The following is a 23575-nucleotide window of genomic DNA, read 5'->3' as shown; positions in this document are numbered from 1 at the left end:
CGAACAGACGTCGCCAGCGGCCGCCGTCGCGGCCCAGGCCGGCCGCGGTCTGCTCGACCGAGCGGTACAGCACCCCGGCGCTGCCGTCGTCGAGCGGATGCGCGCAGTCGACGTCCGGCCAGCGCCACTGCAAGCCGTAGCGGCCGGAATCGAGGCCGGACAGGAACGGGGAGCCGACCGCCATCGGGTGAATGGCCGAGCAGTCGTCATGCAGCAGACCCGGCAGGATCGCCTCGCTGCTGCGGGTGCCGCCACCTACCGCGTCGGCGGCCTCGAGCACCGTGACCCGCACCCCGTGCTGAGCAAGCGTCACGGCGGCGGCAAGCCCGTTGGGCCCGCCGCCCACCACGATCGCTGTGCTCACGCCGCCACCTCCCGCCGGCAGCCCGCGACGCTAGGCGGGATCGCCCGGTGCACCGCCCGCGCCGCCGGCGCCACCTGTCCTGCCGTCGTTGGATGCACCGGGCTCGCCCGGGCTGCCGGATGCGCCGTCGGTGGCTCCGCCGTTGCCGCCGTGGCCGCCGTCGCCGCCCGGTCCGACGATGCCGTTGCCGCCAGCCCCACCGGCACCGCCGGCACCGCCGGCACTGTCCACCAAGTTGGTCGCCGCGCCGCCGTTCCCGCCGCGGCCGCCGTTAGCGCCGGTCAGGCCGCTTCCACCGGCTCCGCCGGCGCCGCCTGCACCGCCGGTGCCACCGGTCGTGCCGTTGCCCGCGGCTCCGCCGGAGCCACCGTCGCCACCGCGGCCCCCGACGCCGAGCGGGTTGTTCAAACCGGCACCGCCCTTGCCTCCGGAGCCTCCGTCACCGTCGATACCGGCCTTGCCGGCTCCGCCGACCCACGCGTTGCTGGCACCGGCCGCTCCGCCCTGGCCGCCGTCGCCGCCGTTGCCGCCGTTGCCGCCCATCGGCTGGGAAGCCGTGCCGGCGGCGCCGGCCGCTCCGGCTCCTCCGGTACCGCCGTCACCGCCGTCACCGGTGATGCCCAGGAACCACCCGGCCTTGCCGCCGGTCCCGCCGTTGCCGGCGTCACCGCCGTTGAGGGCGGTCACCTCGGAACCGTTGACACCGACCCAGCCCGATCCGCCGCGCCCGCCGGCTCCGCCGAAGCCCCACCCGGCCAGGGCGTCGCCCCCGGAGCCGCCGTCACCGCCGTCGTGCGCCACCAGCCTCGGGCCGCTGAGAGTGTCGTGGAAGCCGGTACCGCCCTGGCCGCCGACGCCGCCGTCGCCGAACCACAAACCACCCGAGCCGCCCTGGCCACCGGCACCGGCCTCGATCACGGTGCCGTCGGCGCCCAGGTAGGCGGCGGCCCCCTGACCGCCCGCACCGCCGTTACCGAACAAGCCGGCATCGCCGCCGGCACCGCCCATGCCGCCGTCGACCCCGGCCACACCGGCAGCACCGGTGCCACCGTCGCCGAACAGGAATCCGCCGTCACCGAGGTCGCCCAGCCCGAGCCAGCCGAACAGCGAGTTGTTGACGCCGGTAAAGCCATCGATGCCGTCGCCGATCAGATCCCGGCCGAACATCAGCACCCACGGGGTGTTGATCAAGTCGATCACCAGCTGATTGCCCGCGTTGTGCAGGAAGCTCTGCAGCGCGTCGTGGATCGGGAGGTAGAAGGCGTCCTGGTAGAGCTGCGCCCAGTCGGCCGGCTCGAACGCATTGAAGTCGACCGAGCCGATGTCGGCGGGGTCGAAGCTGGCCACGCCGATGTCGGCACCGTCCAGGCCGGCCGAGTTGAGGTCAGACAGGTCGAGCCAGGCTCCGGGATCGAAGAAATCGAAATCCGCCTGGGCCGACGGTGCGGTCGCCATGGGTGTCAGCGCTAGCGCCAACGCCGCTGCGGCACCGCCCACGGCACGACACAACCGGCCGGCCGCGGCGCGACCACGCCCACCGGAGCTGCGACGATGACGACGATTCATTGTCAATTGACCTTTCTGCGACTGTGCTGTGCCCACTGGCCGAAGCTGGTTTAGGCGGGGGCGATCGTGTCCAGGCCGAGCAGGTCGGCGATCCAGGAGACGTCGGGGTTGCCGTCCACGAGAGACCCGAGGGAGCTCGCGAGGTCCGAACCGTCCGCGGGGTCGGTGGCGGCAGCCGAACCGCCCAACCACCAACCGGTGTCCTGGATGTCGAAGTAGACGCGCTGCGCCGCGGTCAAGATCGACGAGAACAGGTCGTCGCCAAGGAATCCCCCGGGGAGATAGGTGTTGAGATTCTGCAGTTCCTTGAACGCGTCCTGAAGCCCTTGGGTCCAGGCGTTGGCCAGGGCGGCGTTGATGTCGGCCCAGCTGATGTTGCTCGGCAACAGGTCCCAGCTGATGGTGGTGGGCACGTTGGCCGGCCCCTGGTTCCAGCCTTCGGTGAGGCTGCCGTATCCCAGGTTCACCAGGATGCGCATGCTCGGTTCCAGCAGGGCGGCCAGTGGGGCGCCCCAGACCGGGTTGAGCCGCAACAGCTCGAGCAGCGGCAGGTGCTCGCTGGGAATCATGTAGTAGTTGGTGAGGCTGTCGGGGTCGGTGGTGTCCAACTGAATTGCGTTGGCGATGTCGTCGTGGCTCAGGCCCAGATATGCGATGTGCTGGGTGAACATGCCGGCTACGGCGTTGAGAGTCGACAGCAGGTTCAGCGGATATCGGGGAAAGTCGGCGTAGCCGTCGTATTCCAGGGTGTAGACGTCGGTGTTGAAGTAATCCGGGGTCGGGTGGCCGAGCATCAATCCGTTCCAGAACGTGATGTCGCCATCCCAGAGGTTGAGCATTTCGACGATGCCACCGTTGGGGTTGGCGGCGTTGCCGACCAGCACGAAGTGGACGTCCTCGGCCGGCACGCCCTGGTGGTAGAGCTGCTCCATCGTCATCGACGACATCGCCGCACTCTGGGAGTAACCGAACACATACACCGGGTTGTCGGCGTTCACCTGCCCGGTGGCGATCTCCTTGTTGATCGCCTCGGCCAGGATCTGGGCGCCTTGGACTTCCGAGACGTTTCCCGGGAAGTACAACTGCGGTGTGAACAGTGATTGCGCGGTGCCGGTGAAGCCGTGCGGCTGCAAATAGAACAGGTCGGCGGCGTTAACATATCCGTCCGATGGCAATGGAATACCGCTGCCGCCCATAACGAATGCGGTACCTCCGCCGGTCAACTGCACCGCCGGCGGCGAGGCAGCGGACGACCGCGCAGTCAGCGGCAACACGCCGACCATGCCGGCGAACACGGCGAAAACACTTACGGCAGCGACGACTACGCGCCTACGGCGGGGCGCAGCCGCTCCCCCCACACGCGACATCGCGACCAGTTCTCCCATGAAAACTCCCAACCCACTGACCCTGCGATCGAACCGTTACCTGATCGAAATTAGATCACCCGCAACAGTTTTAGTCAGTCGTTCCGCCGAACGCCAGCCAGGCTGACATAACTCCGGTTATTGGACGTAGTGATAATGTCGGCCAATTCCCTCGACCGAAACCCGGGCCGGAAAGGCGTCCGCGTAAAGTGTCTGCCGTGGATATAACTGGAGCAAGCGCGATCGTTACCGGTGGCGCATCAGGAATCGGTGCGGCAACTGCCCGCCAGTTGGCCGACAAGGGTGCCCGGGTCGTCGTGGCCGACCTGCAGGCGGACAAAGGTGCGGAGCTGGCCCACGAGATCGGCGGGGTGTTCGTGCCGGTGGACGTGACCAGCACCGAGCAGATCATCGACGCCGTCAACACCGCCGCGGACCTCGGTCCGCTGCGGGCGCTGGTGAACTCGGCCGGCATCGGCTGGGCCCAGCGCACCATCGGCAAGGACGGCGAATTCGAGTCGGCACACAGCCTGGATGCGTACAAGAAGGTGCTGGACATCAACCTGGTCGGCACCTTCGACTGCATCCGGATCGCGGCCACCGCGATGAGCCGCAACGAACTCACCGACACCGGCGAGCGGGGCGCGATCGTCAACATGACCAGCGTCGCGGCCTTCGACGGCCAGATCGGCCAGGCCGCCTACTCGTCGTCCAAGGGTGGCGTCGTGGGCCTGACCCTGCCGGTGGCCCGCGACCTGTCCGCGGTCGGCATCCGGGTGAACACCGTCGCGCCGGGCCTGATCGACACCCCGATCTACGGCGAAGGCGAGGCATCCGAAGCCTTCAAAGCCAAACTCGGTGAGTCCGTGCTGTTCCCGCATCGGCTCGGCAAGCCCGAGGAGCTCGCGTCGATGGTGGTCGAGTTGCTCACCAACTCCTACATGAACGCCGAGGTCGTCCGGGTGGACGGCGGCATCCGGATGCCCCCGAAGTAGCTAGTAGTAGGTTTCGCGCGCTCAACCGACTGGCGGATGCGCCCCCGACCACGGGTGTGCTGATTCCAGTTGCGAGGCAACACGAATCAGGATGTCCTCGCGGGCGTAGTCGGCGGCGAGCTGAATGCCGATCGGCAGTCCATCGGCGTTGCGGTACAGCGGAAGGCTGATCGCGGGTTGTCCGCTCATGTTGAACGGCGGCGTGAACGCGGCGAACCGGCCGGCCCGCCGCTGCGGGGCGGTCGGAAACGCGGGTTCGTTCTCGAACTCGCTCAGCAGTGGTGGCGGTTCGGCGACCGTCGGTGTCAGCAGCAGATCCCAGCCGTCCGCCCACCACTGCTGCAGCGCACGCCGAAAGGTCCAGCCCGCCGCCTGCGCTGCGGCGTAGTCGATGGCAGTCAACCGCTGCGCCTGCTCGACCAGCGCCCAGTTCACCGGCTCCATGTCCGCCGCGGTCACCTCGCGTCCGAGAGTGGCGCCGATATCGCGGGCGGCCAACGCCATCTGCGTCGCCCACAAGGCCATGAACCGCTGCGTCAGCGTGGTGTCGGCAAGACAGGACGGCCAGGCCGGCTCGACGATGTGCCCGAGTCCCTCCAGCATCGATGCCGCCGCCCGGACCGCCGATCGGCAGTCCTCGTGCAGAACTTCGCCGCGCGGATGCACATCGAGGAATCCGATACGCAGCTGTCCCGGGTCGGCACCGACCTCTGCGACATACCTGCGTTGCGGCTCGGGCGCGATGACGGTGTCCCCCACGCCGGGACCGCGCACCGCGTCGAGCAGCCCGGCGGTGTCACGCACGGAACGGCTGACGCACAGTTCGACCCCCAGCCCCGCCTCGGCCCGGGCCGGACCGACCGTGATCCGGCCTTGGCTCGGCTTGAGTCCCACAATCCCGCAGCACGAGGCCGGGATGCGGATACTGCCGCCACCGTCGGAGGCGTGCGCGAACGGCACCATCCCGGTGGCCACCGCGACCGCCGCCCCGCCGCTGGACCCGCCCGGCGTGCGCTCCGGCGCCCACGGGTTGCGGGTCGGTCCCCACGCCAGTGGCTGTGTGGTGGGCAGGCTGCCTAACTCGGGGCTGTTGGTCCGCCCGGCGATGACGAGCCCGGCCGCCTTGAACCGAGCGACCAGGGTGCTGTCCGAATTGGCTTTTCTGCCAGCGGCTTTGAGAGCGGCGTTGCCATTGGACAGGGTCTGCCCGGCGAAGTCGGCGTAGAGGTCCTTGAGCAGGAAAGGCACCCCGCGAAACGGGCCATCAGGCAGGTCGGCTGTCACCGATCGGGCGTGGTCGAACCACTTCATGACCACCGCGTTCAGCCCGGGGTTCGAGCGCTCGATTCGCTCGATCGCGGCCTCCAGCAGCTCGGTCGGCGTGACCTCACCGTTGGCCACCAACGCCGCCTGGGCGGTGGCGTCGGTCCATCGGAGTTCTTCGGCAAGTCCGCTCATGGCTTCTGGTTTACCCGACGGGAACCGTGCCGGCGCGGTTGACTACCCCGCGTTGCGCGCCAGGTTGATCGCGTACTCGCTGACGAAGTGTCCCGCGGCGGGTTCGCCGGAGCCGCAACTGCCGTCGGACTCCCCTACCCGCTTGACCCACAGGTAGGCGTCGGCGTGCGCGCCCGCGGTGTCGGTCGTCGGCGCCGCACCCAGCGCCCGGCCGCTGGGGTTGCACCAGCCGTACGGGTCGCCTTCGGCGGGGCCGGCACCGTTGCGCGAGGTGTCGATCACGTAGTGCTTGCCGCCGGTCATCCCGGAAATCTCTTCGCCGTAACCGATCTGTTCTTCGGTGGTGAAGTAGTTCGTGCTGTTGAGGGAGAAGCCACGGGCGCGTCCCACCCCGGCCTGGTTGAGCCGGTTGGCCATTTCGCCGGCGTTCACCCAGCGCGAGTGCCCGGCATCGACGTAGACGGCGGTAGCCGGGTTGCGGCCCAACGTATCCACGGCGTAGCTGATCAGGTCGAAGCGCTCCTGACGCTGGTCCCCGGAGAGGCAGTCGGCCATGGCGAGGGCGTCGGGTTCGAGGACGATCGCGGCCGGGTTGCCGCCGATCCCGTCGGAGATGCTGTCGACCCAGGCGCGGTAGGCCGCCCCGGAGGAGAACCCGCCGGCGGCGTAGCTGCCGCAGTCGCGGTGTGGGATGGCGTAGAGCACGAGCACCGGCATGGCGCCGGCCGCCGCTGCCGCGCCGGTGTGCCGGGCCACCGTTGCGCCGACGGTACCGGCCCCGAACGCCTGGTCGAGCCAGTACGCCTGCGGCGTGTTGGCGACTCGGGCCAGCTCGGCGCTGTCGGGTTGGGCGTTGGCGGCATGCATCGCCTTCGAGATGGGATCGACGTAGAAGGGCATGCCGGCCAGCGGGTTGTCGCCGTCGGCGAGGGCCGGAGCGGCGCCGACGAGGGCCGCAACAGTCAAAAGAGGGGCGAGACGGCGCGCGAGGGCGCCAAATGCTGAGGGGAGCACAGCCAAAAATTACCTTATGGCCGGCCTGAGGTCACAAGACGGTCACGATCGGCGCCGGGTCGCTCAGCCGAGCAAGGCGTCGACGAAGGCCGCCGGCTCGAAGGGAGCCAGGTCGTCAGGCCCCTCGCCGAGCCCGACCAGCTTGACCGGCACCCCCAGCTCCTGCTGCACCCGGAACACGATGCCGCCCTTGGCGGTGCCGTCCAGTTTGGTCAGCACCACCCCGGTGATGTCGACGACGTCGGCGAACACCCTGGCCTGCGCCAGTCCGTTCTGCCCGATGGTGGCGTCGAGCACCAGCAGCACCTCGTCGACCGCCGCGCGGCGGGTCACCACCCGCTTGACCTTGCCGAGCTCGTCCATCAAGCCGGTCTTGGTATGCAACCGGCCGGCGGTGTCGATGACCACCACGTCGGCACCGGCCGAGACACCCGTGTCGACGGCGTCGAACGCGACCGACGCCGGATCGGCGCCCTCAGGCCCACGGACCACCTCGGCGCCGACCCGCGCCGCCCAGGTCTGCAGCTGGTCGGCCGCCGCGGCCCGGAACGTGTCGGCCGCGCCCAGCACCACCCGCCGGCCGTCGGCCACCAGCACCCGGGCCAGCTTGCCGACGGTGGTGGTCTTGCCGGTGCCGTTGACCCCTACCACCAGCAGCACCGACGGATGCTCGTCGTGCGGCAGCGCCCGAATGGAGCGGTCCAGGCCGGGCTGCAGCTCGCCGATGAGCACCTCGCGCAGCACCACGCGGGCGTCGGCCTCGGTGCGCACCTGCCCGCCGGCCAGCCGTTCGCGCAGCTGCGCGACCACCGATTCGGTGACGGTCGGCCCCAGATCGGACACCAGCAGGGTGTCCTCGACGTCCTGCCAGGAGTCCTCATCCAGGTCGCCGCCGCCGAGCAGCCCGAGCATGCTGCGGCCCAATGCGTTCTGCGACTTGGCCAACCGGCCGCGCAGGCGCTGCATCCGCCCGTCCACCGGCTCGATCTCCGGTTCGACGGACGGCTCGACGGACGGCTCAACGGACGGCTCGACGGCTTCAGCGGGCGGTGCTTGAGGTTCGGGAGCCGCTTCGGGAGGCGCTTCGGGCAGGTCGACATCGGTGATGGTGCGCCGGGGTGCGTCCCGGGGCACCGTCGCGTCGTCGCCGATGACGGGGGCCGGTGCCTCCTCGGTTCGGCTGAACGTGATCCCCGAGGAGGCGGCGTAGCCGCCCGAGCGGTCCAGGCTCTCGCGCTGCGGCGCGGTCAGGCTGATGCGCCGACGGCGGTGGCGCACCAGCCCGAAGATCAGAAGACCGACCAGAACCACCGCGACAACGACCGCCACAGCGATCCACAGACTTTGAGACGACACGACGTTCATTGTCGCAGGGAGTACCCAGCCCGGGTTCACGGCCGGGTTCACGCTTGGCTGGAGACCAGTTCCTCACCGCGGATGCGCTGGGAGATCACCGCGGTGATCCCGTCACCTTGCATGGTCACCCCGTACAGCGCGTCGGCGACCTCCATCGTCGGCTTCTGGTGGGTGATGACGATCAGCTGCGAGCGGGCCCGCAGCATCTCGAACAACGCCAGCAGGCGACGCAGGTTGGTGTCGTCGAGCGCGGCCTCGACCTCGTCCATGATGTAGAACGGCGACGGTCGGGCCCTGAAGATCGCGACCAGCATGGCGATCGCGGTCAGCGACTTCTCGCCGCCGGACAGCAGCGACAGCCGCTTGACCTTCTTGCCGGGCGGGCGGGCTTCGACGTCGACACCGGTGGTCAGCATGTCGGACGGGTCGGTCAGCAGCAGCCGGCCCTCGCCGCCGGGGAACAGCGCCGCGAACACCTCGGTGAATTCGCGTTCCACATCGGCGTAGGCGTCGGTGAACACCTGCAGGATGCGCGCGTCGACGTCCGAGACCACGTCGAGCAGATCCTTGCGGGCCGCCTTGACGTCCTCCAGCTGGGTGGACAGAAAGTTGTAGCGCTCTTCGAGTGCGGCGAACTCCTCCAGTGCCAGCGGATTGACCCGGCCCAGTTCGGCCAGTTCGCGCTCGGCGCGCTTGGCCCGGCGCTCCTGGGTGGGCCGGTCGAAGGGCATCGGGGCGGGCGCGGTCACCTGCTCGCCGCGTTCGCGGGCCTGCTCGAATTCGGCGAGCTCCAGCTCGGTCGGCGGCAACGGAACCTCGGGGCCGTATTCGCCGATCAGGTCCGCCGAGCTCATGCCGAACTGTTCGAGCACCGTCTGCTCGAGTTGCTCGATGCGCAGCGCTGCCTGCGCCTTGGCGACTTCGTCGCGGTGCAGCGACTCGGTGAGTGCGGTGATCCTGGTACTCAGCGAGTTCACCTCCTCGCGAACCGCGGCCATCGCGGCGACCCGCTGCTGACGCTCGCCGGCCAGCCCGTCTCGGATCCGCGCCGCCGTCGCCACCACCAGCTGCAAACGCCGGGCCAACGCTGTCCCGGCCTCGGCCACCGCGGCCGCCGTGGTCGCGGCGAGCGCACGGGCCGCGCGGGCCTGTTCGGCGCGCACCCGCGCCTCGCGTTCGGCGGCGGCGGCCCGGCGCAGCGAATCCGCCTTGCCCCGAACGGCATTGGCGCGTTCCTCGGCGGTACGCACCGCCAGCCGGGCCTCCACCTCGACGCTGCGGGCCGCCTCGGCGGCGGCCGCGATCTGCTCCCGGTCCACCGGCTCGCCAGCGGCGGTCGGCTGGTCCTGCTCGGCGTTGCGCAGCCGGGCCTCGATCTCGCCGAGCTCGGTGACGGCCTGCGCCCGGCCGGACTCCAACTCGTCGCGTTCCCGCATCCGGCGGCGCCACTCGGTCTCGGCGGCGCGGGCGTCCTGGCCCAGCCGGCCCAGCCGCTCGTGGGTCGCGGCGATCGCGGCGTCGGATTCGTTGAGCGCGGCCAGCGCCTGCTCGGTGGCGTCCTGGCGGGCGGCCTGCTCGGCCAACGCGCCCGACAGGGCCGCACTGAGCTGTCCGACCTGTGTTTCGGAGCCGGCCAGCTCGCCGCGCGCCTTGTCGATCTCGCTGTTGATCTCCAGCGTCGAAGGCTTGCGGTCCGAACCGCCACTGACCCAGCCCGCCCCGACCAGGTCGCCGTCGACGGTCACCGCCCGCACGCCGGGGCGGGCGGCCACCAGATCCAGGGCTGCGGGCAGATCGGGGACCACCACCACCGACGACAACATCGCGGTCATCGCGCCGCGCAGCCGGTCGGGGGCCTCGATCAACTCCAGCGCCCACTGCGCCCCGTCGGGCAGGCCGGTCTGTTCCACCGGCGGCGACAGCGGCCAGTCCCCCAGCACGATCGCGGCCCGCCCGCCGTCGGCACTCTTCAGCGCGTTCAGCGCCGTGCGCGCCGCACCGGCGTTCTCGGCGGCCAGCGCGTCGGCGGCCGAGCCGAGCACCGCGGCCAGCGCCGCCTCGTAGCCCGAGCGCACCTTGACCAGCGTGGCGATCGACCCGAACAGCCCGGACCCGCTGTGGTTCTGGGCCAACCAGGCGGCGCCGTCGCGGCGTTCCAGTCCCATCGACAACGCATCGATACGGGCGCGCAGGGAGGCCACCTGCCGTTCGGCGCCGCGCTCGGCGGCCTGCAGCTCGGCGACCCGCTCATCGGCCAGCCGCAACGCGGCCACCGTCCGCTCGTGCTGCTCGTCGAGGCCGACCTCGCCTTGATCGAGCTCGCCGACCCGGCTCTGCACCGTCTCGAACTCCGCCTGCGCGGCCTGGGCGCGCGCGGCGGCTTCCTCGATGCGCGCCGACAGCTGCGCCACGTGGGCGTCGATCGACTCCACGCGCGCCCGGATCGTCTCCACCTGACCGGTCAGCCGGGCCAGGCCCTCGCGGCGGTCGGCTTCGGCGCGCACCGCGGCCAGGTGCGCCTTCTCGGCCTCGGCGCTGCGACGTTCGCGTTCGGCCAGCTCGGCACGGGCGGCCTCCAGCCGGGTGCCGGCCTCGGTCAGTTCGGCCAGCAGCTGCTGCTCGGCGGCGGCCACCTGTTCGGCCTCGGCCTCCAGCGCGTCGGGGTCGACGCCGCCGGTGGTGATGGGTTCCTCGTCGAGATGCTGGGCGCGGTCGCTGGCGATGCGCACGGTGGCGCTTACCCGCTCGGCCAGCGCGGAGAGCGCGAACCAGGTCTGCTGGGCGGCCTCGGCGCGCTGAGTCAAGGTGGCGACCGCGGACTCGTGCGTGGTCAGCTCGTCGGCGGCCACCGTCAGCCGCTCGGTGATCTGGTCGTGTTCGCGGCGCAGCGTCGCCTCGGCGTCGGTGGTTCCGGCGAACTCGGTCTGCCGGGTGACCAGGTCGTCGGCCGTCAGCCGCAGTCGGGCGTCCCGCAGGTCGGCCTGGATGGTGGCGGCGCGGCGCGCGACCTCGGCCTGGCGGCCCAACGGTTTGAGCTGACGGCGCAGCTCGGTGGTCAGGTCGGTCAGCCGGGCCAGGTTGGCCGACATCGCGTCGAGCTTGCGGACCGCCTTTTCCTTGCGCTTGCGGTGCTTGAGTACACCGGCGGCTTCTTCGATGAACGCCCGGCGGTCTTCGGGCCGCGATTCCAGGATCTGCGACAGCCGGCCCTGGCCGACGATGACGTGCATCTCACGCCCGATGCCCGAGTCGCTCAGCAGCTCCTGGACGTCCATCAGCCGGCAGCTCGCGCCGTTGATCTCGTACTCGCTGGCGCCGTCACGGAACATCCGGCGGGTGATCGACACCTCGGCGTACTCGATCGGCAGGGCGTTGTCGGAGTTGTCGATGGTGACGGTGACCTCGGCGCGGCCCAATGGGGCGCGTGAGGAGGTGCCGGCGAAGATGACGTCTTCCATCTTGCCGCCGCGCAGCGTCTTGGCGCTGTGCTCGCCCATCACCCAGGCCAGCGCGTCGACCACGTTTGATTTCCCGGACCCGTTGGGCCCGACCACCGCGGTGATGCCCGGCTCGAACCGCAGAGTCGTCGGCGCGGCGAAGGACTTGAAGCCCTTCAGCGTCAGACTCTTGAGGTGCACGGGGTGTGAGACTACCGGTCTAACGTTCGCTGAATCCGTCGATCGGCTCGGTGGCGACCGCCCAGTCGACGACCACGGTGTCCACCCGGCCGGGAGTGGAGCCGCCCTGCAGCAGCTCCAGCAGGCGCTGGCAGTTCTCGCGCGCCCCCTGCGCGACAACGTGCACCCGCCCGTCGGGGCGGTTGGCGGCGTAACCGGTCAGTCCCAGCTCCAGCGCGCGCGACCGCGTCCACCACCGAAAGCCCACCCCCTGGACCCGGCCGTGCACCCAGGCGCTGAGCCGGGCGTCAGGGCCGGCCACGATCGGCGACCTCGAATCGCACCTCGGTGCCGGATTGCAGCGTGCGGCCCACGGTGCAGACCTGGTCGACGGCGCGGCGCACGACGGTGAGCAGCCGCTGCTTCTCGGAGTCGTCCAGAGCCGACAGGTCCAGCTCCAGGGTCTCCGCCAGCAGCGGGTAGCGCTCCTGGTCCCGGTCGGCTGGACCGCAGACCTGAATCGTCGCCGGGTAGTCGTCGCCGAGCCGGCGCGCCAGCGGGGCGTCGCTGGACATGCCGCTGCACGCCGCCAAGGCGATCTTCAGCAGTTCGCCGGGGGTGAATACGCCGTCGACGTCTTCGCTGCCGACCAGCACCTGCGCGCCCCGGGAACTGTGGCCGGTATAGCGCCGGGTTCCGGTTCGTTCCACCCACAATTGCGTCATGGGGACATTTTTACCGCCAACCCGGCGCCTCGCTACGCCGGCGGTCGATCAGACGGCCGCGACGTTCTTTCGGCCGTACTGGCGTTCCATCATGGCGGTGTCGCCGTACACCTCGACCCGCAGCGTCTTGCCGTTGCGGATGGTGTAAACCTCGGCGCTGTGCGAACGTTCGCCGCCGATGGAGGCTTCACTGAGCACCACGACCGTGTCGCCGTCAGCCAGGAAACGATGCGGAGCGATGGTCGGCTCCTTGGCGGCCAACCGCGCCAGGAAATCGCCGAGTTCTGCCTTGCCCCGGTAGGTTCCGCTGACCGCGCTCTCGCCCGGTTGCACCCATTCGATGTCGTCATCGAAGACCGCCATCAAGGCTTCGCTGTCGCCGCTGGCGAACGCCTGATAACCGCTCCGGACCAGTTCGATGTTCTGCTCAGACATCCTTCGATTCCTTTCGTGGGTATTCCCTTTGTCCCCGGCCAACTTTCGTCGTCACAGCCGGTACATCTCCCGGAACATCCGCGCGTTTTCGATGTAGACCGACTCGAATTGCGGGAAGAGATCTCCGGGTTCGAGCAATCTGCTGCGGACGCGGCAAATCGCGACGATCAATGCTGCGGCAACCTCATGGCCGCGCTGTTGCACATGATGTGCGGCGGCGCCGAAGGCAGTCGCCAACCCGGGGTGGATGGCCAGTTGCGCCATGACCGTCACCTCCTTGCGCCAGTGATATTTTCGTGTCCGTAAACCACCGGCGAACACATCTTCAGGCAAGCACCGCGGCCGTGAAATTGCCTCATCCCAATGGATGAGATCCGAGTACACTTTTGCGGCAAGAAGACAGCGGTCTTCCCAGCGCTTCGCAACGGGGGGATGCGGATGTGTGGGATGCGCAGGCCGATCGGGGAATTCGGGGTAGGCGATGTTCGCGATCGATGAATTCTCACAACTGATCGCTGGTATTTACTCCGCGGTGCTGGCCCCGGAGCAATGGAATACCTCCATGGCGGCGATCGCCCGCGCCTTCGACGCGCACACCGCTTCGCTGGTGTTCAGCGACAACGACTCGCGCATCATCAAGTACGCTCAGATGCCGCCGTCCGCGGCGCAGGCCTATGCGGCGCACTACGAACGGTTGGACCACGTGCTCTGCGCGGTCGAGGCGGGCCCGGTCGGGGCAGTGCGAACGGGCGCAGAACTGATGTGGCCCTACCAACATTGCGAATTTCAGATCGATTGGGCGCGCCCGAACGGGCTGGACGACGGGCTCTTCGTGCGCCTCACCAACGGGCCGGCGGTCACCAGCCTTGCCATCGCGAGTGTGAAGAAATCGGATCGGTTCGACAGTCCGGAGCACCTCGCACTGATCGACCATCTCAGCACCCATCTGCAGCAGGCGCTGCGTATGCAGGGCCGCCTCGAGGACCTCGATCACCGCAGCGGCGACCTCGCCCGGGCCAGTGAGGCCGTCAGCCACGGGATCGTCATCGTCGAAGGGCGCAGGGCGATCTACGTCAACTCTGCCGCCGAGCGAGTTCTGTGCGCAGGTGACGGTTTACGGATCGACAACGGCTGCATCAAGGCTGAAGCCCGCTGCGCCGACGCGGAGTTGGAACGCAGCATCGGCCGCGCAGCGGATCTGGACGGCTGCGACATCTGGGGTGGCTCCTTCCTGTGTGCGCGGACCTCGGGCCGGCGGCCCTATATCCTGCATGTGCTGCCGATCGAACCGAATCCAGTTGCGGCGCTGCATGCCAAGCGGGCGATGATCATCATCGTCGATCCCGAGCGGCAGCCGGAACCGCCGGCTACGCTGCTGCGGCGCCTGTACGGCCTGACGCAAAGCGAGGCGCAGGTAGCCCTGTTGGTGATGCGGGGCGAGGGATTGGCTCCGATCGCCGAGGCGTTGTCCGTGTCGCTGAATACCGTGAAGACCCACCTGCGGCATGTGTTCGACAAAACCGGTGTGCATCGCCAGGCCGAACTCGTTCGCCTCCTGAGCACCCTTGACCCGCTGCAGCGGTGAGGATGCGCGCCGAGCATACTGATCGTTCATGGCCACCGTCGTCGCGTTCCATGCCCATCCGGACGACGAGGTGGTGCTGACCGGCGGGACCCTGGCTCGCGCGGCAGCCGGCGGGCATCGCGTGATCGTGGTGGTGGCGACCGACGGCCGCGTCGGTGCCGACGACGACGGGGATATCCGACTCACCGAACTCCGTTCCAGCGCAGACGTTCTCGGCGCGAAGCGGGTCGAATGCCTTGGTTACGCCGACAGCGGGTTCGGCGCGGAGTTCTATCCCGACCCGCCGGGCCGGGTCCGATTCGCCCGTGCCGACACCGAGGAGGCGGCCCGGCGACTGGCCGCTATTCTGCGCGAGGAGGAAGCCGACCTGCTGTTGAGCTACCAGGCCAACGGCGGCTACGGGCATCGTGACCACGTGCAGGTCCATCACGTCGGCAAGCGGGCCGCCGAACTCGCGAGCACACCGCGGGTGTTGGAGGCCACCATGCCCCGGGAGACGTTGATCCGAGTCGCCAATGCCGCTCGGCTGTTGCGGTTGCCGGCGCCCTACGGGCGCGACGTGCTTCGCACCGCGTACGCACCGAGCTCATCGATCACCCACCGGATCAACGTGTTTCGGTTCGCCCGCCAGAAGCGCGACGCGCTCGCCGCGCACCGTTCGCAGATCGGCACCACCGGCGCGGCGGCGCGCCTGTTCGCGGTGTTGATGCGGCTTCCTCCGCAAGTGGCCGGGCTGATGTTCGGCCGGGAGTGGTTCGTCGATCCGGCACTGCCCGCGGGGCGGGTGTACCGCGATATCTTCGAGTGAGCCGTCAGCGCTGGCATTTCGGGCAGTAGTACGACGAGCGGTTCATGAACTTCGCCCGGCGGATCGAGGTACCGCAGCGCCGGCACGGCTCGTCTTCGCGGCCGTAGGCGTCCAGTGACCGGCTGAAGTAGCCGGACTCGCCGTTGACGTTGACATACAGCGAATCGAACGAGGTGCCCCCGGCGGCCAGCGCGTCACTCATCACCGCCGCGGCGGCCTCCAACAGTGCTCGCAATCGGGGGCGGGACAGCGTGTCGGCCATCCGGGTGCCGCGGATGCCGGCGCGCCACAGCGCCTCGTCGGCGTAGATATTGCCGATCCCGGAGACCACGGTCTGGTCGAGGAGTTGACGTTTGATCTCCGAATGCTTGCGCCGCAGCACATTCACCACTGATTCGGCGTCGAAGTGCGGGTCCAGCGGGTCGCGGGCCAGGTGCGCCACCGGCAGCGGGACCCTGCTGCCGTCGACAGTGACCAGGTCGGTGAGCTGCCAGCCGCCGAACGTCCGCTGGTCGACGAAGCTGACCAACGTATCGTCGTCGAGCACCGCGGCGATCCGCAGGTGTTTGGTGTCGGGCAGCTCCCCCAGCAGCATCTGTCCGCTCATGCCCAGGTGCACCACCAGCGCCTCGTCGGTACTGAGCAGCAGCCACAGATACTTGCCGCGGCGGTCGGTGCCGGTGATGCGGGCACCGAGCAGCCGGCCGGTCAGGTCGGCGGGGCCGGCCTCGTGGCGGCGCACCGCGCGCGGGTGGTGGACCCGCACACCGGTCATGGTGCGGCCCACCAGGTGGGTGTGCAAGCCGCGGCGCACCACCTCGACCTCGGGAAGCTCCGGCATCGCTACCCGGACGAACCGGCGGCCGGGGTGTCGGAGGCGTCCAGCGCTGTCCAGGCCGCCGCCGCCGCCTTCTGTTCGGCCTCCTTCTTCGACCGTCCGACACCGGCGCCGTATTCGGTGTCGGACACGACGACGACGGCGGTGAACTCCCGGTCGTGGTCCGGTCCGGTCGAGCTGACCTGGTAGCCCGGCACGCCGAGGCCGCGGGCCGCGGTCAGCTCCTGCAGGCTGGTCTTCCAGTCCAGGCCCGCCCCCAGGGTCGCCGCGGTGTCCAGCAGCGGCCCGAACAGCCGCAGGATCACCGCGCGCGCGGTGTCGATGCCGTGCTGCAGGTACACCGCGCCCAGCAACGACTCCATCCCGTCGGCCAGGATGCTGGCCTTGTCGGCCCCGCCGGTGTTGATCTCCCCGCGGCCGAGCAGCAGGTGGGCGCCCAGGCCGTCGTCGGTCAGCCGGCGCGCCACAGCGGCCAGCGCGGCGGTGTTGACCACGCTGGAGCGCAGTTTGGCCAGGTCGCCCTCGGGCCGGTCGGGGTGGCGGTGGAACAGTTCGTCGGTGATGGTCAGCCCGAGCACGGCGTCGCCGAGGAATTCCAGACGCTCATTGGTAGGCAGGCCGCCGTTCTCGTAGGCGTAGCTGCGGTGGGTGACCGCCAGCGTGAGCAGGTCGTCGGAGAGGTCCACTCCGAGTGCGTCGAGCACCGCCTGCCGGGGACGGCTCACCGGTCACCGTCGTCGGTCACCTGCGTGCCCGGGGGCCCGGCCATTTCGGCGAGCTTGGCCCAGCGCGGGTCGATCTTGTCGTGGTGGTGGCCCGGTTCGGCCCCCTCCACACTGGCCAACGCGACTCCGCAGTCCGGGCACAGGCCCGGGCAGTCGGGGTCGCACAGCGGGGACAGCGGCAACGCCAGCCCGACCGCGTCGACGATCGCCTGCTCGAGGTCCACGGCGTCGTCGACGACGCGGCCGATCTCGTCGTCGTCGGTGGTGGCGTCGGTGGTGCTGTCCGGGTAGGCGAACAGTTCAGTCAACTCGACCTCGATCTCGCCGGTCAGCGGTTGCAGGCAGCGCGCACATTCGCCCGCGGTCGGCCCCGACACCGCGCCGGTGACCAGCACGCCCTCGGAGACCGACTCCACCCGCAGATCCAGCTCGACGGCGGTGTCGGAGGGGATCGCCACCAGGTCCAGCCCGATGCGGCGCGGGCTGCGGCGCTGCTCGTGCAGCGCGATCATCGAGCCCGGACGCCGGCCCAGCCGGGCAACGTTCACCACGAACGGCGACGGCAGCTTTCGCCGCCCGCTCTTCACGCCTGCGTCCGGGTGCCTTGCCATGCCGCGATTCTACGCAGCGGGCGTCACCGCGCTCGCCGGTCAGCGAGTCGCGTAGTCGTGGGTGCCGGCGGCGGTGCGCAGTTGGTGACGGCCGCGGTTGATCGAGCGCAGCGTGCCGTTGAGGAAGTCCTCGAACTCGGCCAGCTTGGCGTCGACGTAGATATCGCATTCGCCGCGCATCCGGTCGGCCTCGGCGTGCGCCGAGTCGATCAGCCGGGTGGCCTCGGCCCGCGCCGAGGTCACCACCTCGTTCTGCGAAACCAGCCGCTGCTGTTCCTTGATGCCCTCCTGAACCGCCTTCTCGTAGGCGGCGTTGCCGTTCTCGACCAGCCGGTCGCATTCGGCCTGGGCACGGCTGGTCGCGGTCTCGAACTCACGCTTGGCGGTCGCGGTCAGCCGGGCGGCTTCCTCGCGGGCTTCGCCGAGCATCCGCTCGCTGTGCCCACGCGCCTCGGCCACCATCCGGTCCGCCTGCCCCTTGGCGTCGGCCAGCAACCGGTCGGCCTCGGCGCGGGCATGGCTGACCAGTGAGTCGGATTCGGCGGTGGCGGAGCTGACCATCGAGTCCGCGTGTTCCTTGGCCTCGTTGAGCACCGAGTCGCGGGCGTCGAGCACGTCCTGGGCGTCGTCGAGTTCGCCGGGGATCGCATCCCGGATGTCGTCGATCAATTCCAGGACGTCACCGCGGGGCACCACGCAGCCGGCCGTCATCGGCACGCCACGGGCTTCTTCGACAATGGAGCCCAGTTCGTCAAGGGCTTCGAACACTCGGTACACGGCAGCACCCTCCAGGCATCGTTGTTGTTACCAGTGTGCCCTCTGTTACGTATGTGACTGCGTTACCTGCTCGGTGTGTCGGATTTTGGTCCACTTCACCGGTAGCCTGGCCCGTTGGTATTCCGGATCGGCGAAGGGGCGGCCATGACGAACGGTTCCGGGGAGGCTCGGGGGCCCGCGGGTTCACCGACGCCGGCACAGCCGCCGCAGGCCCATCCGCACCGGTCCGGCGCTCAACCGATGGCCGACATCGGCCGGCTGCTGCTGCGCTGTCCCGACAGCCACGGCATCATCGCCTCGGTCAGCGCCTTTTTGGCCGAGGCCGGCGCCAACATCATCTCGCTGGATCAGCACTCGACGGCCCCCGAGGACGGGACGTTCGTGCAGCGGGCGATCTTTCACCTGCCCGGCCTGCCCGCTGCCATCGACGAACTCCAACAGCGGTTCGGCGCCACGGTGGCCGAGCGGTTCGCGATGCACTACCGGTTCGCCGAGGCCGCCAAGCCCAAGCGGGTGGCGATCATGGCCTCCAAGGCCGACCACTGTCTGCTGGATCTGCTGTGGCGCAACCGGCGTGGCGAGCTGGAGATGACCGTGGCGATGGTGATCTCCAATCATCCGGACCTGGCCGAACAGGTACGCCCGTTCGGGGTGCCGTTCTTCCACATCCCCGCCACCCGCGAGACCCGCGCCGAAGCCGAACAGCGTCAGCTGCAACTGCTCTGCGGCAACGTCGACCTGGTGGTGCTGGCGCGCTACATGCAGATCATCACCGGTGAGTTCATCGAGGCGCTTGCCTGCCCGCTGATCAACATCCACCACTCCTTCCTGCCAGCGTTCATCGGTGCGGCGCCCTATCAACGAGCGCGAGAACGTGGCGTCAAGCTGATCGGTGCCACCGCGCATTACGTCACCGAGGTCCTCGACGAGGGGCCGATCATCGAGCAGGACGTGGTGCGCGTCGACCACACCCACAGCGTCAGCGATCTGGTGCGACTGGGCGCCGATGTGGAGCGAGCGGTGTTGTCGCGGGCGGTGCAGTGGCACTGCCAGGACCGGGTGATCCGGGTCGACAACGAAACGGTGGTGCTCTAGGGGCTTCCCGCGGCGGCCCCGATTTCGCCGGCCCGGCGCCAGGCGCTGCGTTCAGCGGCGAACGCCGCCGTTTGTTGCCGGCGGAATCCGGCGATGGCATCGGCGTTGCCGTCCAGGAACCGGCGATAGTCCGGCAATGAGAACTCGCCGTCGGTGATCTCGACCCGGCCGCGTCCGGCCGCGGTATCGGCCCGCAACTCCAGTAGCTCCTCGGCGGATACCGGATAGAAGCTGATGCGGTCGAAGTAGCGCAGCAGCCAAGGGGTTTCGGGATCGAACAGCCCGGCGGTGGCGTGCCGGTGATTCCACACCTGGGTGGTGCGCCCGACGAACTGGTAGCCACCGGGTCCCTCGATGCCATAGATGCACAAGTAGGCGCCGCCGATCCCAACGGCGTTCTCCGGCGTCCAGGTGCGGGCCGGGTTGTACTTGGTGGTGACCAGCCGGTGTCGCGGGTCCAGCGGGGTGGCCACCGGGGCGCCGAGGTAGATGTCGCCCAGGCCCAGCACCAGGTACTGCGCGTCGAACACGATGTCGTACACCTGCGAGATGTCGTCGAGTCCGTTGATGCGCCGGATGAATTCGATGTTCGACGGGCACCATGGCGCGTCGGGCCGCACGCCGTACTCATAGCGGCGAATGGCCTCATGGGTGGCGGGGTCGTCCCAGCTCAGCGGCAGGCGCACCGAGCGGCTCGCCACGACAAGCTCATCGCACGGCGGGAGCGCGTCGTCGAGGGCGGCCACCTGCTCGATCACCTCGGCGCATGAGGACAACTCGGTGTCGAACTGGATCTGCAGGGACCGCACACCGGGCGTCAGTTCGGCCAGCCCGGGCAGTCCCCGCTGCCGAAGTTGGTCGTAGAGCACCTGCACCCGCGCTCGTAGCGCCAAATCCAATGTCATCGGCCCGTATTCGAGCAAGACCCCGCCGTCACCGGCACGTCGCAGGGTGACGGCGGTGCCGTCACGGCCGGTGTAGCGCTCTAGCACGCCGTCGTCGCCGTCGCCGGAGCGCGAGACCACGACGGGCAGTGCCGCCCGCCGCTGCGCACTCAGCGCTGTTGCCGGTGGGGCGTGCTCGGCCCGGATCGGCACCAGCCGCACGCTGTCGCCGGGTGCCAGCTGGCCGAGTTTCCAGCGGTCGCCGCGCACCACCGTCACCGGGCAGACGAATCCGCCGAGGCTGGGGCCGTCGGGCCCGAGCAGGATCGGGGTGTCGCCGGTGAAGTCCAGTGCGCCAACGGTGTAGGCGGTGTCATGGATGTTGGACGGGTGTAGGCCGGCGTCTCCCCCGTCCTGACGCGCCCAGTGCGGTTTCGGTCCGACCAGCCGCACGCCGGTGCGGTCGGAGTTGAAGTGCACGGTGTAGTCGGTGCGCGTCAGGGTGGCCATATCGGCGCGGGTCAGAAATTCCGGCGCGGCGTGCGGGCCCTCGGTCACCGCCAGTTCCCAGTGCCGGCCGATACTGGGTTGGCTCTGGCTGGGTACGCGGGTGAGCGCCGGTGCGGTGCCGTCGCCGCCGGCCGCGCCAAGTCGGTCTCCTTCGCACAGGGCCCGCCCGTGGTGCCCGCCGAACGCGCCCTGGGTGAAAGTCGCAGCACTGCCGAGGTATTCCGGCTCCGATAGCCCGCCCTCGACGAGCAGATAGCAGCGCATGCCGGGCCCGACAATGGTGCCGATCTCCAGTAGGCCGCCGTCCGGTACCCGCACCGGCCGCCACTGCGACGCCGGGGCACCGTCCACGCTGACCGGCACCGCCGCACCGGTGACGCAAATCCAGGCGGACTTCGAAAAGCGCAGAGCGGGGCCCGCTTTGGTGCATTCCAGACCGGCCGCGCCTTCGGAGTTGCCCAGCACCCGGTTGCCGAGGCGAAACGACAGATCGTCCATCGGCCCGGACGGCGGCACTCCGACATGCCAGTAGCCGACGCGCCCGGGCCAGTCCTGCACGGTGGTGAACACGCCCGGGCGGACCACCTCGATACCGATCATTGCCGGGTGATCACCATGCGCACCGGAGTCGGGTCAAAGCCATTGCAGGGGTTGTTGATCTGCGGGCAGTTCGACACCAGCACCAGGGTGTCGATCTCGGCCTGCAGCGTCACGCTCTTGCCGGGCGCCGAGATGCCGTCGACGATGCCCAGTGTGCCGTCGGCTTCGACCGGCACGTTCATGAACCAGTTGATGTTGGAGACGATGTCGCGTTTGCCCAGCCCGTGCTTGGCGCCTTCGAGCAGGAAGTTCTCCACGCAGGCGTGCTGGTGGGCGGTGTGGTGGCCGTAGCGCAGCGTGTTGGACTCCTGAGAGCAGGCCCCGGCGATGGTGTCGTGGTTGCCGACGTCGTCGGCGACGACGGTCATCACGGCGGTGCCGTCGGCACTGCGCAGCGCCGTACCGGTGCTCACGAAGATGTTGCGCTGGGCGGCGACGGTGGCCTGGGCGCTGTAGCGGCGGGTGTGATCGTTGGCGTCATAGAGCAGGCAATCCACCGCCTGGTTGCCGTGCAGGTCGATGATCTGCAGCCGCTGCCCGGCGCGCACCACCGCCGACCAGGGTGCGCGGGCCGGCACCACATCCTCGGAGATGATCACCATGCCGCCACCACCGCCTCGGTGTTCTCCAGTGCCCGCAGGTATTCCGGGTCTTGATTGGACAGCGCGCTCAGTTGCTCGCCGGCCTTCCAGGCCAGCACATCCATCGCGGTCGACGGCGGGTCGGGATCCAGCGGGTGCGCGGTGTTGGCCACCACCAGCACCGCCGGCAGGTGGATCAACAGGTCGACTGCCGCCCCCGGCCCCGCCGACCCGGTGAATTCCAATGCGCCGCTGGAAGGATCGACCCGAACACCCCGAAACAACGCCACCGACGGCGCCACGTCGCGAATGTCCATCCCGTGCTTGATCGCGCCCAGCAGTAGCTGCTGCCGGCCGGTGGCGTCGGGTCCGCACAGCAGGTCGTGGTGACTCGAGGAGTCGGCGACGACGGTGGCCAGGACGCGGCCCTGATCGGACAGCAGCGGATGGCCGGAGCCCAGGTACGCCTGCCACGGCACCTTCATCGTGTCGGCGACGTTGAGCCGCTCCCAGGGCGCTTCGGCGCGGTAGAGCAGCAGATGCGCGCAGGCGCCGCCGTCGGCGTCGATCAGCCGGATCCGGCTGCCGCGGGCCAGCACCTTGGTGGCGTAGCCATCCGCCGGGACGGACTCGGCCCAGAACAGCGTCGTCGGGTCGACGTCGTCGGGGACCGCCGGTACCCGCATCTCGGCCTGGTGCGCCTGAGCGCGGGCGTGCGAACGGGCCCCGCCGGTCGAGGCGGTACTCATCGGTGTGTCTCCTCTCGACATCCGCACCCTAACATGATTACCTATCAGTCGATAGAAACTTGGGCGGAGGGCCATGCAGACCGATCGACGCGGACGTCCCCGGCTGGTGGCCTCTCGCCGCCCGGGCCACAGCGCGCGTGAGGAGATCCTCGATGCGGCAGCGGAGTTGTTCACCACCATCGGCTATGCCGCCACCTCCACTCGGCGAATCGCCGAGAGCGTCGGTATCCAGCAGGCCTCGCTGTATCACCACTTCGCCGCCAAGGACGACATCCTCGATGCGCTGCTGGCCGGCACCGTCGACACCTCGCTGCAGCTGGCCGGCGAGCTGTTGTCCGAAGGCGGCCCCGTGGCGCTCCGGCTGCACACGCTCGTCGTCGCCGACACCACCCAACTCTGCGGCGGCCGCTGGAATCTGGGCACCTTGTATCTGCTTCCGGAGCTTCGCGTCGAGCGTTTCGCCGAGTTCCGCCGGCGTCGGGCTCAGTTGCGGGATTACTACCGAGAGCTGTCCCGCGCGGTGATCGCCGAACACGACGGCCCTGGCGAGGCCGACGACCTCCCGTTCCGCTTGGTGGAGTCGGTCATCAACCGCCGCTCCGATGACCGCAGCTGTCCGCCCGACCATCCCTGGGCCACCGCGGAGGCCGCCCTGCGGGTACTGGGCTGCGCCAGGGGGTTTGCCCGGATGCGGAAGGGCACGGCGGAGCGTTTGGGGAGGCCACGGGGATAGCCCCCCGGATCGACGCCGGAAGTTGTCGGACCCCGCTGCGATGATGAAGCCATGTCAACGGCCGCACTGTCCGGCACCCCTCGGAGGGGTCCTGCCCAGCGCTTGGACGTGCTGTTCGAGGAGTTATCCGAGCTGACCGGTCAACGCAACGCCATCGATGGGCGCCTCGTGGAGATCGTCGCCGA

At 69.5% G+C, this 23575-nt stretch carries 23 protein-coding genes; 5 read left to right on the top strand and 18 right to left on the bottom strand.

Translation table 11 applies throughout. The annotated features are described in order from the left end of the window. From A5648_RS10355 to A5648_RS10345, 3 genes are all read right to left on the bottom strand, one after another. Positions 1 to 364, bottom strand: a 364-nt coding sequence (locus A5648_RS10355) for a phytoene desaturase family protein (RefSeq protein WP_131810547.1), incomplete at its 3' end; no start/stop codon positions are given. Positions 365 to 394: 30 nt separating this feature from the next. Beyond that, entirely contained in the window at positions 395 to 1819 is a 1425-nt protein-coding gene (locus A5648_RS24010; protein ID WP_065024463.1) for a hypothetical protein, read from the bottom strand. Between the two features lie 161 nt (positions 1820 to 1980). Beyond that, positions 1981 to 3225: a PE-PPE domain-containing protein gene (locus tag A5648_RS10345; protein WP_234787389.1), complete on the bottom strand. Its 1245-nt coding sequence runs from the start codon at positions 3223 to 3225 to the stop codon at positions 1981 to 1983. 287 nt (positions 3226 to 3512) lie between these two features. Between A5648_RS10345 and A5648_RS10340 the strand changes: the two genes are divergently transcribed. Further along, positions 3513 to 4289: an SDR family NAD(P)-dependent oxidoreductase gene (locus A5648_RS10340; protein ID WP_065024464.1), complete on the top strand. Its 777-nt coding sequence runs from the start codon at positions 3513 to 3515 to the stop codon at positions 4287 to 4289. Positions 4290 to 4310: 21 nt separating this feature from the next. Here the strand turns inward: A5648_RS10340 and A5648_RS10335 are convergent, their stop codons facing one another. The 8 genes from A5648_RS10335 to A5648_RS10300 are packed head-to-tail and all read right to left on the bottom strand — an operon-like array spanning position 4311 to position 13158. Continuing rightward, positions 4311 to 5747 carry an amidase gene (locus A5648_RS10335; RefSeq protein WP_065024462.1) on the bottom strand — a complete coding sequence of 479 codons (1437 nt, stop codon included), beginning with the start codon at positions 5745 to 5747 and terminating at the stop codon, positions 4311 to 4313. Between the two features lie 42 nt (positions 5748 to 5789). Continuing rightward, a complete protein-coding gene (locus A5648_RS10330) occupies positions 5790 to 6767 on the bottom strand; it encodes a glycoside hydrolase family 6 protein (protein ID WP_428844329.1) in 978 nt (325 codons plus the stop codon). A gap of 57 nt (positions 6768 to 6824) precedes the next feature. Further along, positions 6825 to 8117 (bottom strand): signal recognition particle-docking protein FtsY, encoded by a 1293-nt coding sequence (ftsY, locus tag A5648_RS10325; protein WP_234787388.1) that lies wholly within the window; start codon positions 8115 to 8117, stop codon positions 6825 to 6827. Positions 8118 to 8164: 47 nt separating this feature from the next. Continuing rightward, a complete protein-coding gene (smc, locus tag A5648_RS10320) occupies positions 8165 to 11755 on the bottom strand; it encodes a chromosome segregation protein SMC (RefSeq protein WP_065024459.1) in 3591 nt (1196 codons plus the stop codon). A gap of 19 nt (positions 11756 to 11774) precedes the next feature. Next, on the bottom strand, positions 11775 to 12059 hold the full coding sequence (locus A5648_RS10315) for an acylphosphatase (protein WP_065024458.1): 285 nt from the start codon (positions 12057 to 12059) through the stop codon (positions 11775 to 11777). After that, positions 12043 to 12459, bottom strand: coding sequence for an OsmC family protein (locus tag A5648_RS10310; RefSeq protein WP_065024457.1), 417 nt, complete (start codon positions 12457 to 12459; stop codon positions 12043 to 12045). Before A5648_RS10310 ends, A5648_RS10315 begins: the two co-directional genes overlap by 17 nt. Before the next feature lie 48 nt (positions 12460 to 12507). Further along, complete coding sequence (locus A5648_RS10305; protein ID WP_065024456.1) at positions 12508 to 12894, bottom strand: nuclear transport factor 2 family protein; 387 nt, start codon at positions 12892 to 12894, stop codon at positions 12508 to 12510. Between the two features lie 51 nt (positions 12895 to 12945). Continuing rightward, entirely contained in the window at positions 12946 to 13158 is a 213-nt protein-coding gene (locus A5648_RS10300; protein ID WP_065024455.1) for a hypothetical protein, read from the bottom strand. 217 nt (positions 13159 to 13375) lie between these two features. Here A5648_RS10300 and A5648_RS10295 point away from each other — a divergent pair, with 217 nt between their 5' ends. Both A5648_RS10295 and A5648_RS10290 read left to right on the top strand, forming a co-directional pair. Continuing rightward, positions 13376 to 14479 carry a helix-turn-helix transcriptional regulator gene (locus tag A5648_RS10295; protein ID WP_065024454.1) on the top strand — a complete coding sequence of 368 codons (1104 nt, stop codon included), beginning with the start codon at positions 13376 to 13378 and terminating at the stop codon, positions 14477 to 14479. A gap of 28 nt (positions 14480 to 14507) precedes the next feature. After that, on the top strand, positions 14508 to 15287 hold the full coding sequence (locus A5648_RS10290; RefSeq protein ID WP_065024453.1) for a PIG-L deacetylase family protein: 780 nt from the start codon (positions 14508 to 14510) through the stop codon (positions 15285 to 15287). A 4-nt stretch (positions 15288 to 15291) separates the two neighbouring features. Here the strand turns inward: A5648_RS10290 and mutM are convergent, their stop codons facing one another. Genes mutM through sepIVA form a run of 4 tightly spaced genes read right to left on the bottom strand, consistent with a single transcriptional unit; the run spans position 15292 to position 18238 of the window. Continuing rightward, positions 15292 to 16128 carry a bifunctional DNA-formamidopyrimidine glycosylase/DNA-(apurinic or apyrimidinic site) lyase gene (mutM, locus tag A5648_RS10285; RefSeq protein ID WP_065024452.1) on the bottom strand — a complete coding sequence of 279 codons (837 nt, stop codon included), beginning with the start codon at positions 16126 to 16128 and terminating at the stop codon, positions 15292 to 15294. Between the two features lie 2 nt (positions 16129 to 16130). Further along, a complete protein-coding gene (gene rnc, locus A5648_RS10280) occupies positions 16131 to 16850 on the bottom strand; it encodes a ribonuclease III (RefSeq protein WP_065024451.1) in 720 nt (239 codons plus the stop codon). After that, on the bottom strand, positions 16847 to 17461 hold the full coding sequence (locus tag A5648_RS10275) for a YceD family protein (RefSeq protein WP_065024450.1): 615 nt from the start codon (positions 17459 to 17461) through the stop codon (positions 16847 to 16849). The genes rnc and A5648_RS10275 overlap by 4 nt, the downstream gene beginning before the upstream one ends. A gap of 39 nt (positions 17462 to 17500) precedes the next feature. Next, the gene (gene sepIVA, locus A5648_RS10270; protein ID WP_065024449.1) at positions 17501 to 18238 is read right to left on the bottom strand and encodes a cell division protein SepIVA; all 738 of its coding nucleotides are present in this window, start codon (positions 18236 to 18238) and stop codon (positions 17501 to 17503) included. A gap of 240 nt (positions 18239 to 18478) precedes the next feature. Here sepIVA and purU point away from each other — a divergent pair, with 240 nt between their 5' ends. Next, positions 18479 to 19333, top strand: a complete 855-nt coding sequence (gene purU, locus A5648_RS10265; RefSeq protein ID WP_065024448.1) for a formyltetrahydrofolate deformylase — start codon at positions 18479 to 18481, stop codon at positions 19331 to 19333. On the opposite strand, the gene A5648_RS10260 is transcribed toward purU, so the two are convergent. Genes A5648_RS10260 through A5648_RS10250 form a run of 3 tightly spaced genes read right to left on the bottom strand, consistent with a single transcriptional unit; the run spans position 19330 to position 22657 of the window. Further along, complete coding sequence (locus A5648_RS10260) at positions 19330 to 21327, bottom strand: 5-oxoprolinase/urea amidolyase family protein (protein ID WP_065024447.1); 1998 nt, start codon at positions 21325 to 21327, stop codon at positions 19330 to 19332. The two genes, purU and A5648_RS10260, sit on opposite strands and share 4 nt — an antisense overlap. Then, positions 21324 to 21929: an urea amidolyase associated protein UAAP2 gene (locus A5648_RS10255; protein WP_065024446.1), complete on the bottom strand. Its 606-nt coding sequence runs from the start codon at positions 21927 to 21929 to the stop codon at positions 21324 to 21326. The genes A5648_RS10260 and A5648_RS10255 overlap by 4 nt, the downstream gene beginning before the upstream one ends. Beyond that, a complete protein-coding gene (locus A5648_RS10250) occupies positions 21923 to 22657 on the bottom strand; it encodes a DUF1989 domain-containing protein (protein WP_065024445.1) in 735 nt (244 codons plus the stop codon). Before A5648_RS10250 ends, A5648_RS10255 begins: the two co-directional genes overlap by 7 nt. Before the next feature lie 73 nt (positions 22658 to 22730). On the opposite strand from A5648_RS10250, the gene A5648_RS10245 reads away from it, so the two are divergent. After that, positions 22731 to 23390, top strand: coding sequence for a TetR/AcrR family transcriptional regulator (locus A5648_RS10245; RefSeq protein ID WP_065024444.1), 660 nt, complete (start codon positions 22731 to 22733; stop codon positions 23388 to 23390). The last annotated feature ends 185 nt before the right edge of the window (positions 23391 to 23575 follow it).

It is taken from the genome of Mycolicibacter sinensis (assembly GCF_001673565.1).
Classification (GTDB): Bacteria; Actinomycetota; Actinomycetes; order Mycobacteriales; family Mycobacteriaceae; genus Mycobacterium; species Mycobacterium sinense_C.
The sequence above is the reverse complement of the archived record's forward strand: the minus strand, read 5'-3'. Positions and strand labels throughout refer to the sequence as shown.

Coding starts and splice junctions, on each gene's coding strand:
- A5648_RS10275 (WP_065024450.1), bottom strand. CDS start 17,461: ATGGCAAGGCACCCGGACGCAGGCGTGAAGAGCGGGCGGCGAAAGCTG.
- A5648_RS24010 (WP_065024463.1), bottom strand. CDS start 1,819: ATGGCGACCGCACCGTCGGCCCAGGCGGATTTCGATTTCTTCGATCCC.
- A5648_RS10245 (WP_065024444.1), top strand. CDS start 22,731: ATGCAGACCGATCGACGCGGACGTCCCCGGCTGGTGGCCTCTCGCCGC.
- A5648_RS10260 (WP_065024447.1), bottom strand. CDS start 21,327: ATGATCGGTATCGAGGTGGTCCGCCCGGGCGTGTTCACCACCGTGCAG.
- A5648_RS10255 (WP_065024446.1), bottom strand. CDS start 21,929: ATGGTGATCATCTCCGAGGATGTGGTGCCGGCCCGCGCACCCTGGTCG.
- mutM (WP_065024452.1), bottom strand. CDS start 16,128: ATGCCGGAGCTTCCCGAGGTCGAGGTGGTGCGCCGCGGCTTGCACACC.
- A5648_RS10300 (WP_065024455.1), bottom strand. CDS start 13,158: ATGGCGCAACTGGCCATCCACCCCGGGTTGGCGACTGCCTTCGGCGCC.
- A5648_RS10295 (WP_065024454.1), top strand. CDS start 13,376: ATGTTCGCGATCGATGAATTCTCACAACTGATCGCTGGTATTTACTCC.
- A5648_RS10250 (WP_065024445.1), bottom strand. CDS start 22,657: ATGAGTACCGCCTCGACCGGCGGGGCCCGTTCGCACGCCCGCGCTCAG.
- A5648_RS10310 (WP_065024457.1), bottom strand. CDS start 12,459: ATGACGCAATTGTGGGTGGAACGAACCGGAACCCGGCGCTATACCGGC.
- A5648_RS10335 (WP_065024462.1), bottom strand. CDS start 5,747: ATGAGCGGACTTGCCGAAGAACTCCGATGGACCGACGCCACCGCCCAG.
- purU (WP_065024448.1), top strand. CDS start 18,479: ATGGCCGACATCGGCCGGCTGCTGCTGCGCTGTCCCGACAGCCACGGC.
- A5648_RS10290 (WP_065024453.1), top strand. CDS start 14,508: ATGGCCACCGTCGTCGCGTTCCATGCCCATCCGGACGACGAGGTGGTG.
- A5648_RS10305 (WP_065024456.1), bottom strand. CDS start 12,894: ATGTCTGAGCAGAACATCGAACTGGTCCGGAGCGGTTATCAGGCGTTC.